Here is a 13,053-nt window from a genome sequence, read left to right as displayed (position 1 = left end):
TGCCTGGCAGACTGAGCCGGTGACCCCGCCCGACGCCGCCCCCAGCGCGCGCACCGCGGGGCGGCCGGCCGGCAGCGCCGGACCCGGCGCGGAGGCGGACACGCTCCTCCTCGCGGCTGCGGGCGGCGACGAGGCCGCCTTCGCGCGGCTCTACGACCTCCTCGCCCCTGCCGTCCACGGCACGGCCCGCGCGGTCCTGCGAGACCCGGACCTCGCCGCCGAGGTCACGCAGGAGGTCATGCTCGAGGTGTGGCGCACCGCGACCCGGTTCGAGCCCCGCCTCGGCTCGGCCCGCACGTGGGTCGTGACCCTCGCCCACCGCCGCGCCGTCGACCGGGTCCGCTCGGTCCAGGCGCAGCGGGACCGGGACCAGCACGTGGTGGACGGCGACCACCACGTCCCGTACGACGTGGTGGCCGAGGAGGTCGAGGAGACGATGGAGCGCCGACGCGTCCGGGACTGCCTGGGCGGCCTGACGACGACGCAGCGCGACGCCGTCGTGCTCGCCTACTACGGGGGGCGCACGTACCGCGAGGTCGCGGCCGAGCTCGACGCGGCCCTGCCGACCGTCAAGAGCCGCATCCGCGACGGCCTCCTGCGCCTGCGCGACTGCCTGGGGGTGGACCGGTGACGCGCGACGAGGCACGCGAGCTGCTCGGCGCGTACGCGCTCGACGCGGTCGACGACGACGAGCGCCGCGCCGTCGAGGAGCTCGTCGCAGCCGACCCCGAGGCGGCCGCGGAGCTGGCCGGGCTGCGCGCGACCGCCGCCGCCCTCGGCACCGCGACCCCCTCCGCGCCCCCCGACCGCGTCCGCGACGCCGTCCTCGCGTCGCTCGCGACGACCCCGCAGGAGGGGCGCGTCGTCGACCTCGCGCAGCAGCGCGAGCGCCGGGAGCAGCGTGTCCGCCGCCCCCTCCCGCTCGCGTGGGCCGCGGCGGCCGCGGTCGCGGTCGTCCTGGCGGCGGGCGTGCCCGGGACGCTCGCCTGGCAGCAGCACGAGCGCGCCGTCGCGGCCGAGGAGCGCGCCGACCTCCTCGCCGACGTGCTCGCCGACCCCGGGGCGACGCTGCTGCGCGACGCCGTCGCCGGCGGCGGCGAGGCCGTCGCGGTGCTCACCGACGAGCGCGCGCTGCTCGTCGCGCAGGACCTCCCGGGCCTCGACGACGACCGCGTCTACCAGGTCTGGGCGATGCGCGACGGCGTGCCCGTCGCCGCGGGCCTGCTCGACCTGCGCGACGGCGGCGCGGCGCGCGTCCTCGACGACTACCGCCCCGGCGACGGCGTCGCCCTCTCGGTCGAGCCGGCCGGGGGCTCGCAGCAGCCGACGACGACGCCCGTGGTGGTCCTCCTGCCGCAGGCCTGAGGTCCGGCGGACCTCAGGCCCCACGCTGACCCGACGACGAGGCGGACGGCGACGGCCGTCAGACGGGCGCGGTCCCCGCGTCCTCCTCGCGCAGGCGCGGGGTGCTCCCCCGCCCGGGCCGCACGCCGCGCTTGCCCGCGTAGACCGCGCGGACCTTGTCCATGTCCGCGCGCACGTCGCCCGTGACCTCGAGCGTCCCGCCGAACCCGACGGTGCGCGTCGGCCCGTCGACCCACGCGAGCACGACCGGCAGGCCGGTGCCCTGCGCGAGGCGGTAGAAGCCCGACTTCCAGTGGTCGGTCGGCGAGCGCGTCCCGTCCGCCGCGAGCACGAGCACGAAGTCGTCGGGGGCGCTGCGCGCCTGCGCCGTCAGCCGCTCGACGAGGCCGCCACGCGCACCGCGCTCGGTCGGCACGCTGCCGAGCATGCGCAGCAGCGGCCCCATGGGCCACCAGAACAGCTCGCGCTTGACGAGCGTGCGCGGCTGGATGCCCTCGGCCCACAGCACGAGCACCGTGAGGACGAAGTCCCAGTTCGACGTGTGCGGCGCACCCACGAAGATCCCGGTGCGCGGGATCGTGCCCTCGACCCGCCAGCGCGCCGCGCGCAGGAGCGTGCGCGCGAACCACCGGCGGGCGGGCATCCGCCTGGACGCTCCGCCGCTCACGACGGCGCGCCGACGGCCGGGGGACGGGGGTGCCGGGCGGCTGCGGCCGGCAGGTCGTGCAGGTCGGTGGGGGTCACGGGTCAATTCTCACCCGTCGCCGGTGCCGGTCGGACCGCCCGGCGGCTCAGATCCACCGGACGGGCGCCGATGGGCAGGCGTACCGCTCCCGCCCGACCGGAGGCACCGTGGCCCACCCGACGACCGTGCTCGCGTTCGCGCGCAGCACGAGCGGCTTCTACTTCGGGGAGCTGCTGGCCGGGCTGACGCACGAGGTCGCCGCCGCGGGGGGACGCGTCGTCGTCGTCCAGACGCTCGACCCGGGCGACGTCGCGGACGCCGTCGTGCGCACGCCGTCCTTCGACCTGCAGGTCGCGTGGGACGAGGTCGACGGCGCGGTCGCCGTCTCGCTCGCCGCCGCCGCGCCGTACCTGGCGCGCCTGCGCGAGCACGGCGTCCCCGTGGTCCTGGCGAGCAGCCGCCTCGACGGGCTCGACGTGCCCGTCGCGCTGCCCGACAACCGCGGCGGCACGTTCGCCGCGGTCGAGCACCTGCTCGCGCACGGGCACACGCGCATCGGGTTCGTGGGCAACCTCGTGCAGACCGACATCCGCGAGCGCTACACCGCGTACCAGGAGGCGCTCGCCGCCCACGGGCTGCGACCCGACGCGCGGCTGCTCTTCGAGGCCCCCGACAACGCCGAGCCCGGCGGTCTCGCGGCGGCCCGGGCGGTCGCTGCGGCCGCGGACCGCCCCACGGCGCTCATGGTCGCGACCGACCGCAACGCGCTCGGGCTGCTCGAGGGCCTCGCCGCGGCGGGCGTCTGCGTGCCGGGCGAGGTCGCCGTCGTCGGCTTCGACAACATCGAGGCGGGCTGCTTCAGCACGCCGAGCCTCACGAGCGTGAGCCAGCGGTTCGACCAGGTGGGCGCGCTCGCCGGTCGGCTCGTGCTCGACACGATCCGCGGCGCGCAGCCGCCGACGACACCGCAGACACCCGCGGCCGCGCTCGTCGCGGCGCGCGCGTCGTGCGGGTGCTCGGGCGGCCTGCTGCGCGGGACGTCCACGCTGGGCGAGCGGGTCCCCGAGCCGGCCGACGTACCGGCGGACGCACCCCAGGACGCACCGCGGACCACCGCGCCGCTCGTGACGTCGCCGGGGCGGATGCTCCGCGACGAGCTCACGCAGCTGCTCGTCGACCTCGACGACGCCGCGGTACCCGCCCTCACGCCCGACGTCGTCGCGCGGGTCGTCGACGCCGCGGTGGGTCTCCTCGAGGGCGTGGAGGCCCCGACGGCGGCGCAGGCCCGGGACGTCGTCGCGGCGCTGCGTCGGCTCGCGCCGCGCCCCGACGCGCTGCACCGCGTGACCAACGTCGTGATCGAGCACATCGACCGCGCGCCGTGGACGATGCGGCCCACCGAGGCCGGGCACGTGGGCGCCGCCCAGGTCGTCTCGGCGCTGTGGCAGCTCCAGGCCGAGACGTACCTGCGCAGGTCGAAGGCGCAGGAGCGGCTGCTGACCGAGCAGTTCACGCTGTCCGCGAGCCTCCTCGACGCCGCAGGCCCGGACTTCCGGCGGCTGCGCTGGCTCGAGGGCACGCACGTCCGCGCGGGCGTGCTCGCGCTGTGGTCCGGCGACGACGGTGCGCTGCGCGTCGTGGGGACGTACGACCCCGAGGGCCGCCTGTGCGACGTCCCGACCACCACCTCGGTCCGTTCCTTCCCGCCCACCGAGCTGGTCGGGCTGGCCGACGCCGCGCAGCGCGAGGCGTGCTTCGTCGTCCCCGTCCGCACGCGCGACCGCGACTGGGGCCTGCTCGCCGTCGTCGGCGAGATCGACACGTCGTCGTCGCGCGACATCTACCTGCACTGGGGGCAGCTGCTGTGCTCGGCCTTCGAGGGCGAACAGCTCGAGATCGCGGTGCGCGCGAGCGAGGAGCGGTACGCCGCCGCTGCCGCGGCCGCGAACGACGGCCTGTGGGAGTGGGACCCGACGACCGGCGAGCTGTACGCGTCCGAGCGGTGCCGCGCGCTGATCGGCCTGCCGCCGGACGGCCCGATCGACGCCGGCCGCTGGCTCGACGCGGTGCACCCCGAGGACCGCGACCTGGTCGCCGCGACCCTCGCGCGGTCGGAGGACGCGGGTGAGCGTCCCGTGGAGCTCGAGTACCGGGTCCGGGCCGACGACGGCGACTGGCGCTGGCTGCTGGGCCGCGGCGTGCGCGTGGTCCGCGACGGCGAGGTGCACCGCCTCGTCGGGTCGCTGTCGGACATCGACCCGCGCAAGCGGCTCGAGGAGAGGCTGCGTCGCGCAGCCCTCTACGACGAGCTCACGGGTCTGCCCAACCGTCGCCTGTTCCTCGAGCGGCTGTCCGCGGCCGTCGACGAGGCGCGCTTCGACGACGCGCGCCGGTTCGCCGTCGTGTTCATGGACCTCGACGGGTTCAAGCTCATCAACGACTCGCTGGGCCACCTCATGGGCGACCGCCTGCTCGAGGTGGTCGGCGAGCGGCTGCGCGGCGTCGTGCGGTCGGTCGACACCGCGGCGCGGTTCGGCGGCGACGAGTTCGCGGTGCTCCTGGCGGGTCTGCCGGAGGACCGCGTGCACCGCGTCGTCGAGCGGATCCAGCACGCCGTCGCGGCGCCCGTGCACCTGGGCGACCACGAGGTCGCGGTCACGGCGAGCATCGGCATCACGACGTCGGCGGTCGGCTACACCGACCCCGAGGACGTGCTCCGCGACGCCGACACCGCGATGTACCACGCGAAGGGCGAGGACCGCGGGACGACGGCGCACTTCGACGCCGAGATGCACGCCCGCGCGACGGGCCGGCTGCGCGCGCGGGGCGAGCTGCGGACGGCGCTCGCCGACCGGCAGTTCGTCGTCCACTACCAGCCGATCGTGCCGCTGTGCGACACCGTCGTGCACCACTTCGAGGCGCTCGTGCGCTGGCAGCACCCGGAGCGCGGACTGCTCGGGCCGCACACCTTCATCCCCGAGATGGAGGAGCACGGCACGATCGTCGCGCTCGGCGAGTGGCTCGTGGACGAGGTGTGCCGGCAGGTGGCCGACTGGCGGCGAGAGCACGGCCAGGCCGTGACCGTGTCGGTGAACATCTCGCACCGCGAGTTCTGGAACGTCGACCTGATCCCGGGCCTGCGCGACGCGCTCGCGCGCCATGAGGTCCCGCCCGAATGCCTCGTCGTCGAGATCACCGAGTCGGTCATGATGTCCGACCCGACCCAGGCGCGCATGATCATGACGACGCTGCGCGACATGGGGCTGCGCCTGCACATCGACGACTTCGGGACCGGGCAGTCCTCGCTGCACGCGCTGCGCTCGTTCCCCGTCGACGCGCTCAAGATCGACGGCTCGTTCGTCCGCGAGCTCGGGACGGTGGCGCAGACGTCGGAGCTCGTGGGCCTGATCATCGCGATGGGCCGCGCCCTCGGGCTCGAGGTGGTCGCGGAGTGCGTCGAGACCCCCGACCAGGCCGCGCGCCTGCACGAGATGGGCTGCAGCTCGGCGCAGGGGTGGCTCTACGCCAAGGCCGTGCCGGGTGACGAGGCGGGACGCCTGCTCGGGCGCGCGATCGGGCCGGTGGCCGTCGAGGGATGACGGTCACCGGCCCGTGGCCGTGCCGTCAGACCGGCAGGTACTCGAACCGCTCGACGACGACCTCGGTCTGCGTCGGGCTCCCGTTGCTCGTCGCGTAGACGCCGAGCCACAGCCCGAGGAACCCGCCCGTCGCGACGCTGTCGAGCGTGCGCCCGTCGACGACGGCGACCGTCTCCGGCTCCTCGTCGCGGACACCGGCGACGAGCGCGAAGTCCTGGCCACGCGCCGAGACACCGAGCACGACGGCCCCGTCGCCGGCGGGCAGCGCGCGCTCGGCGAGGACCGTCTCGACCCCGCCGCTGCGGTGCACCGCGACGACGCGGCGCGAGCCGTCCGCACCGCCCACGACGGCGAGCCGCGCGTGGTCGTCCTCGGACTGCCGGACGACGACGCCGACCTCCTCGCCCTCGGCGAGCGGGCCGGCCACGGGCCGGACCGCGGTGCGCACGTCGACGTCCTGGTGCTGCTGCCGGACGCCGAGGAAGGCGGGCGTGCCCGGCTCGGTGAGCGTCGTCGGGCGCACGGTCAGCCGCCACCCGTCGCCGTCGGGCTTCGCGAACTCGACCCACGGGCGCCGCAGCGACGTCCAGCGCGGGTCGTCGGGGCGGACCGCGCCCGACGTCGTGCCCTGCGTGACACCCGGCGTCCAGGCCTCGGCGAACGGGACGTCGACCTCGGCCGGCAGGCGACCGAGGCCGGGCGCGAGCACGGGCCAGCCGTCGTGCCAGATGACCGGCATGAGGAACGTCTCGCGGCCGAGGTCGTAGTGGTAGCCGCCGTAGGGCCGCATCGCGAGGCAGACGGCCCACCAGCTGCCGTCGGGCGCCTCGACGAGGTCCGCGTGCCCCACGCCGACGACGTCCTGGCCGGGGCCGAGGTGGCGGTGCGTGAGGATCGGGTTCGCCTTGTTGCCCTCGTACGGACCGGTCACGGCGTCCGCGCGCGCGACCGAGATCGCGTGGTGGATCTCGGTGCCGCCCTCGGCCGCGAGCAGGTAGTAGCGGCCGTCGACCTTGTACAGGTGGGGGCCCTCGGCCCAGACCGCACCGCGCACCGCCCCGGTCCAGACGACGTGCTCGTCGCCGACGAGCCGCTGCGCGACGGGGTCGTACTCGCGGACCCAGACCTCGGTCTGGTGGTACCACTCGGGGTCGGCGGCCAGGCGCGTGCCGTGCATCCAGACGCGCCCGTCGTCGTCGAAGAAGATGGACGGGTCGATCCCGCCCGCGTCCAGCCAGACGGGGTCGGACCACGGCCCGGCCGGGTCCGTCGCGGTCATGAGGAAGTTGCCGCCACGCGTGTCGTCCTGCTGGTCGACGAGCGTGCACACGACGTAGAACGTCCCGTCGTGGTGCCGGATCGTCGGGGCGTACAGCCCGCCGGAGGACCGGATGCCGTCGTAGTCGAGCTGTCCGGCGCGGTCGACCACGTGGCCGACGTGCTCCCACGAGACGAGGTCGCTCGAGCGGTGCACGGGCAGCCCGGGCACGTACTCGAACGTCGACGTGACGAGGTAGAACCACTCCCCCACGCGGCAGATCGAGGGGTCGGGGTAGCAGCCCGGCAGGACCGGGTTCGCGACCCTCACAGGACCTTGACCTCGACCCAGCGGGGGTCGGCCCCGGTGACCTCGTGCACGTCGCCCGTGACCGCGACGACGGCGCGCTCGGTCGCGGCACCCGGCACGGTGCGGACGCGACCGCCGCGCGCGTCGGGGATCGCCCCGCCCGTCATGCCCGCCGTGCCGGTGCGCGCCGACGACGCCGCGGCGTGCGAGCCGACCCACACCTCGACGTCACCCGGCTCCACGACCCGCACGAGGCGCCGGTCGGAGAACGCGAAGCGCGTCGTCGGGACCGTGAACGTCACGCGGCGCGACTCACCCGCCGCGAGACCCACGCGCGCGTAGCCGAGCAGCTGCACGACCGGACGGACGACCGAGCCGCGCACGTCGCGCCCGTAGAGCTGCACGACGTCGACGCCCGCGCGCTCGCCCGTGTTGGTCACCGTGACGGTCGCCGTCAGGGTGCCGCCCGCGACGACGGAGTCGTCCACGTGCAGGTCCGAGTACGCGAAGGACGTGTAGGACAGTCCGAACCCGAACGGGCGCACGGGCGTGGAGTCGGCCGACGTCACGTCGGACGGCCCGCCGAGCACCGCGTGCAGGTAGGAGTACGGCTGCGCGCCGGTCGAGCGCGGGAGCGACACGGGCAGGCGACCCGACGGGTTCACCGCACCGGTCACGACGTCGGCGACGGCGTGCCCGCCGCCCTCACCCGGGAAGAAGGCCTGCACGACGGCGGCCGGGCGCGGGCCCTCGCCGTCGAGCGCCCAGTCGATCACATAAGGGCGGCCCGTGAGGAGCACGAGCACCACGGGCGTGCCCGTCGCGACGACCTCCTCGACGAGGCGCCGCTGGACGCCGGGCAGCTCGAGGGACTCGACGTCGTTGCCCTCGCCGACCGTCCCGCGCCCGAACAGCCCGGCCTGGTCGCCGACGACGACGACCGCGACGTCGGCGTCCTGCGCGACCCGCACCGCGTCGCCGATGCGCGACGCGTCCTCGCCCTCGACCTCGCAGCCGATCGCCGTGAGCAGCTCGGGCTCGGCCATCCCGGCACGTGCGAACGCTGCCGGCAGCGCCTCGAGCACGCTCGGGATCTCGAACCCGATCTCGACGCCCGGGTGGTGCGCGAGCACGTGGTTGGCGAACGAGTAGCAGCCCATCAGCGCCTCGGGCCGGTGCGCGTTCGGGCCGATCACCGCGACGCGCGCGGGCGCCGTCGGCATGGCCGCGAGCGGCAGCACGCCGTCGTTCGCGAGCAGGACGACGGACTCCTCCGCGAGCCGTCGCGCGAGCTCCTTGTGCCGCGGCGAGTCGAGGTCGACCGACGTCGGCGGCTCGTCCTCGAACGCGTCGTCGTCGAGCAGGCCGAGCTCCTCCTTCTGCGCGAGCGCACGCAGGACCGCGCGGTCGACGAACGCCTCGTCGAGGCGACCGTCACGCACGGCGGCGAGCAGGGGCTCGAGGTACGCGTCGCCCGTGGGCAGCTCGACGTCGATGCCCGCCTCGAGGGCGAGCGCCGCGGCCTCGCCGCGGTCTGCGGCGACGTGGTGCATGACCTCGAGGAACGCGACCGCGAAGTAGTCGGCGACCACGACGCCGTCGAAGCCCCACCGCTCGCGCAGCACGTCCGTGAGGTAGGTCGGGTCGGCGGCGATCGGCACGCCGTCGAGGTCGGTGTACGCGTTCATCACGGAGCGGGCCCCGCCGTCGCGCACGGCCATCTCGAACGGCGGCAGGAGCACGTCGGCGACCTCGCGCGGACCCGCGCTGACGGGGGCGTGGTTGCGCCCCGCCTTCGAGGCCGAGTAGCCGACGAAGTGCTTGAGCGTCGCGTGCACGCCGCCCGCCTGCAGACCGCGGACGTAGCCCGTCGCGACGGTCCCCACGAGGTACGGGTCCTCGCCGATGCACTCGTCGACCCGCCCCCAGCGCGGGTCGCGGACGACGTCGAGGACGGGCGCCAGGCCCTGGTGGATGCCGAGCTCGCGCATCGACTCGCCGATCGCCCGGCCCGCCTCCTCGACGAGGTCGGGGTCGAACGACGCGCCCCACGCCAGCGGCGTCGGGTAGGTCGCGGCCTTCCACGCGGCCAGGCCCGTGAGGCACTCCTCGTGCACGACGGCGGGGATCCCGAGCCGCGTCTCGCGCTTGAGGCGCCGCTGCTCGGACCACAGCCACGCCGCGCGCTCGGCCGGGTCGACCGGACGCGTGCCGTACACGCGCGTGTAGTGCCCGATGCCGTGGCGCGTGATCTCGGCGAGCTGGCCGGAGTCCTTCTGGCCCGCCGCCATCTCGGACTGCATGGGCGCCACGGTGCCGTTCTGGTCGAGCCAGTAGCCCACGAGCTGGGCGACCTTCTCCTCGAGCGTCATCCGCGCGTGGAGCGCGCGGACGCGCTCCGACACGTGCGGCATGGCGGGGATCTCGGACACGGGGTCCTTCTTTCGGTACACGGACCGGTCCCGCGGGCGCGGTCGGTCGAGGGTCGTGGGGTCGTGCGGGGTGGTCACCCGGGCGGTGCCGGCTCGCGGCGCGGCACCGCCCGGGGAGCCGGGTCAGCCCTTGACGGCGCCGGTGAGGCCACCGACGATGCGCCGCTCGAAGAGCGAGAAGAAGATCAGCGCCGGGATCATGGACAGCGACGTGAACGCGAGCACGCGGGCCGTGTCGACCGAGTACTGCGCCGCGAACGCCTGCACCCCGAGCGGCAGCGTGTACTGCGTCTCGTTGTTGAGGATGAACAGCGGGAGCATGTAGCTGTTCCAGCTCGCGATGAACGCGAGGATGCCCGTGGTGATGACGCCCGGGAGCGACAGCGGCACGACCATCCTGAAGAAGAACCCCAGCCGGCTCGCGCCGTCGATCGACGCCGCCTCCTCGAGCTCCTTGGGGATCGCCCGCAGGAACGGCACGAGGATGATGATCGTCGTCGGCAGCGCGAACGCGATCTGCGGGAGGATGATCCCCGCGAGGCTGTTCATCAGGCCGAGCTCGCGCACCAGGATGTACAGCGGCGTGATCGCGACGGTCATCGGGAACATGAGCCCCGCCGCGAACAGCGAGTACAGCGCCGTCCGGCCCCGGAAGTCGTAGCGGGCGAGCACGTAGCTGGCCATGACGCCCAGCACGACGACGCCGATGGTCGTGGCGATCGCGCTGATCGCCGAGTTGGCCATCTGCCGCCAGAAGATCTCGCTCTGCAGGACGCCGAGGTAGTTCCCGACCTCCCAGGGGTCCGGGAACCCCGCCGGGCTCGTGATGATCTGCGAGTTGCTCCGGAAGCCGCCGATGACGATGTAGGCGACCGGCCCGATGCAGATGCCGACGAAGAAGAAGGCGATCAGGTACGTCATCGGGCCGCTGCGGCCGAGGCGCCCCGACTCGCGGCGGCGACGGGTGCGTCGCTGCGCCGGCAGCGGCGGTGCGGAGACGGCGCTCGCGCTCATCGCTTCTTCCCTTCCGTGAGCGCGCCCTCGGTGTCACGACGCAGCACGTAGCGCTGGTAGACGAGGGCGATGGCCAGCGAGATGAGGAACAGGACGACCGCGACGGCGTTGCCGAAGCCGTAGTTCCCCGCGTTGCGACCGTTGACGACCATGTAGGTCGCCATGGTCGACGTGCCCGCGGTCGCGGCCACGTACTGGCCCCAGATGATGTAGACGAGGTCGAAGAGCTGGAGCGACCCGATGATCGACAGGAACGCCCAGATCCGGATGGTCGGGCCGAGCAGCGGCAGCGTGATGCGGCGCTGGATCTGCCAGTAGGACGCGCCGTCGATCGCGGCCGCCTCGAAGAGCTCCTCGGGGATGCTCTGCAGTCCGGCGAGGAAGAGGATCACCGCGAACCCGATGTACTTCCAGGTGATGATCATCATCAGCGACCAGATGGCCACGTCCGGGTTGGCGAGCCAGTCGAGCGTGAACGCCCCGAGGCCGATCCGCTCGAGGATGTCGTTGAACGCGCCCGTGGTGCGGAGCATGAGGCTCCAGCCCGTCCCGACGATCACCTCGGAGATGACGTACGGGACGAAGATGAGCACCCGCACGAGGGACCGTCCGCGCATCCGCTGGTTGAGCAGGAGCGCGAGCGCGATCGCCGCGGGTCCCTGCAGGACCAGGGACATCACGACGATGAAGCCGTTGTGCAGCAGCGCGTCGTGGAACGTGTCGTCCCGGAAGATCGTGAGGTAGTTCTCGAGCCCGATGAACTCGGTCGGCGGGCCGAAGCCCTTCCACCGGTAGAACCCGTAGTAGGCCGCCATGATCACGGGGAAGATCACGAACGCCAGGAACATGACGACGGCGGGGCCCGAGAGGAGCGCGATCTCGCCGCGCTTGCGCCAGTCCGCTCGACGCGGCCGGCGGGCCGGGGACGGCGCCGTGCTGGCACCGCCCCCGGCCCGGGAGGGACCCTCGGGCGACGTCGTCGTGAGCGTGTTCTCGCCCAGGGAGTCACTCATGGGTCCGACTACTCCTTGGCCGCCGCGTCGTTCACGGCCTGGACGATGCCCTCAGGGGTGCCGTTGCCGGCGAGCATCTCGACGACACCGGCGTTGAGCGCGTTGCCGACGTTCTGGCCGAACTGCGTGTCGAGCCACACCTGGACGTACGCCGCGTCGTTGTACGCCGCGAGGACGTCGAGCAGCGCCGGGTCGGTCACGACGCCCTGGGCCTCCTGGCTCGCGGGGAGCGTGACGAACGCGTTGGCGTAGGCCTCCTGGCGCTCCTGCGACATGAAGAAGTTGAGGAACGCCGCGCACTCCTCGGCGGGCGCCTGCGACGAGCACGCGTAGCCGTCGACGCCGCCCATCATGGCGCTGGGGTCACCGTCGCCACCCTCGACCTCGGGGAACGGGAACCAGCCCAGGTCCGCCTTCGGCTGCTTGTCCGGCGTGAGGTCGGCGATGACGCCCGGGTTCCAGGCACCCATGAGCTCCATGGCGGCCTGGTCGTTGGCGAGCATGCCGGCCGACGAGGCCGCGCTGCCCTGGGCGTCGGTGGTGAGGAAGCCGGGGTTGAACGGCTCGACGGACGCGAAGTCCTGCAGCTCCTGAGCGGCCTCGGTCCAGCACTCGTCCTGGAACTCCACGGCGGCCGCGTCGGCCTCGATGGCCTCCTGCGAGCAGGTGCGCAGCGCGAAGAAGTAGTACCAGTGGGCTGCGGGCCAGGCGGCCTTGCCACCGAGCGCGATGGGGTCGACCCCGATGCCCTTGAGCTTCTCGACCGCGTCCTCGAGCTCGCCGATGGTCGTGGGCGTGCCCTCGATCCCGGCCTCCTCGAACATCGTCTTGTTGTAGTAGATGCCGCCGGGCAGGACCGAGGTCGGCATGCCGTAGACCTTGCCGTCGACGCTGAAGGCGCTGAGCGTGCCGCCGACGGCCGCCTCGACGTCCTCGTCGATCAGGTCGGTGAGGTCGAGCGCCTGGCCCGCCTCGACGATGTCGGCGAGCTTGCCGCCGCCACGCGCCATGAAGACGTCGGGCGCGTCGCCCGAGTTGAGCGCCGTCTGGAGCTTGCCGTCCATGTCCTCGTTCTGGATGGACTGGATGTTGACCTTGACGCCGGTCTCCTCCTCGAACATCGCCGCGGTCTCGTCCCAGTACTCCTTGCCGGGGCCGGTCGTGGAGTTGTGCCAGAACGTGAGCTCGACGTCGCCGCCACCCTCGCCGCCGCTGCCGCTGCCGCTGCCGCTGCCGGTGTCGCCGCCACCGCACGCGGCGAGACCCGCGACGCTCATGACCGCGGCGGCCGAGACCGCCAGGAACTTCCTTGCCTTCATGGTTCTGTCCTCTTCGTTGAGCTGCACAGACTGATGGGGTCGCCCTCGCGGGGGGATCC

Annotated in this window: 9 protein-coding genes; 3 read left to right on the top strand and 6 right to left on the bottom strand. The window is 73.9% G+C overall.

Going from position 1 to position 13,053, the window contains the following annotated elements:
- The first annotated feature begins 19 nt into the window (after positions 1-19).
- Positions 20-631, top strand: a complete 612-nt coding sequence (sigK, locus tag IEV86_RS08360; RefSeq protein WP_043604629.1) for an ECF RNA polymerase sigma factor SigK — start codon at positions 20-22, stop codon at positions 629-631.
- Entirely contained in the window at positions 628-1,365 is a 738-nt protein-coding gene (locus IEV86_RS08355; RefSeq protein WP_043604627.1) for an anti-sigma factor, read from the top strand. Before sigK ends, IEV86_RS08355 begins: the two co-directional genes overlap by 4 nt.
- Positions 1,366-1,423: 58 nt before the next feature.
- Here IEV86_RS08355 and IEV86_RS08350 read toward each other — a convergent pair whose 3' ends face one another.
- On the bottom strand, positions 1,424-2,008 hold the full coding sequence (locus tag IEV86_RS08350) for a 1-acyl-sn-glycerol-3-phosphate acyltransferase (RefSeq protein WP_043604625.1): 585 nt from the start codon (positions 2,006-2,008) through the stop codon (positions 1,424-1,426).
- Between the two features lie 209 nt (positions 2,009-2,217).
- Here IEV86_RS08350 and IEV86_RS08345 point away from each other — a divergent pair, with 209 nt between their 5' ends.
- The gene (locus IEV86_RS08345) at positions 2,218-5,649 is read left to right on the top strand and encodes an EAL domain-containing protein (protein WP_052426046.1); all 3,432 of its coding nucleotides are present in this window, start codon (positions 2,218-2,220) and stop codon (positions 5,647-5,649) included.
- 25 nt (positions 5,650-5,674) lie between these two features.
- On the opposite strand, the gene IEV86_RS08340 is transcribed toward IEV86_RS08345, so the two are convergent.
- The 5 genes from IEV86_RS08340 to IEV86_RS08320 form a co-directional block, all read right to left on the bottom strand.
- Entirely contained in the window at positions 5,675-7,237 is a 1,563-nt protein-coding gene (locus IEV86_RS08340; RefSeq protein WP_052426045.1) for a glycoside hydrolase family 43 protein, read from the bottom strand.
- Positions 7,234-9,630, bottom strand: a complete 2,397-nt coding sequence (locus IEV86_RS08335; RefSeq protein ID WP_052426054.1) for a beta-xylosidase/alpha-l-arabinosidase — start codon at positions 9,628-9,630, stop codon at positions 7,234-7,236. The genes IEV86_RS08340 and IEV86_RS08335 overlap by 4 nt, the downstream gene beginning before the upstream one ends.
- Before the next feature lie 141 nt (positions 9,631-9,771).
- Positions 9,772-10,662, bottom strand: a complete 891-nt coding sequence (locus tag IEV86_RS08330; RefSeq protein WP_043604623.1) for a carbohydrate ABC transporter permease — start codon at positions 10,660-10,662, stop codon at positions 9,772-9,774.
- Positions 10,659-11,675 (bottom strand): carbohydrate ABC transporter permease, encoded by a 1,017-nt coding sequence (locus tag IEV86_RS08325; RefSeq protein ID WP_043604620.1) that lies wholly within the window; start codon positions 11,673-11,675, stop codon positions 10,659-10,661. The genes IEV86_RS08330 and IEV86_RS08325 overlap by 4 nt, the downstream gene beginning before the upstream one ends.
- Positions 11,676-11,683: 8 nt before the next feature.
- Positions 11,684-12,994 (bottom strand): extracellular solute-binding protein, encoded by a 1,311-nt coding sequence (locus tag IEV86_RS08320; protein WP_043604618.1) that lies wholly within the window; start codon positions 12,992-12,994, stop codon positions 11,684-11,686.
- Positions 12,995-13,053: the final 59 nt, after the last annotated feature.

This window comes from Cellulomonas carbonis (assembly GCF_014636275.1).
GTDB classification, from domain to species: Bacteria; Actinomycetota; Actinomycetes; order Actinomycetales; family Cellulomonadaceae; genus Actinotalea; species Actinotalea carbonis.
Note: the sequence above shows the minus strand (reverse complement) of the source record. Positions and strands in the feature narration are given on the sequence as shown.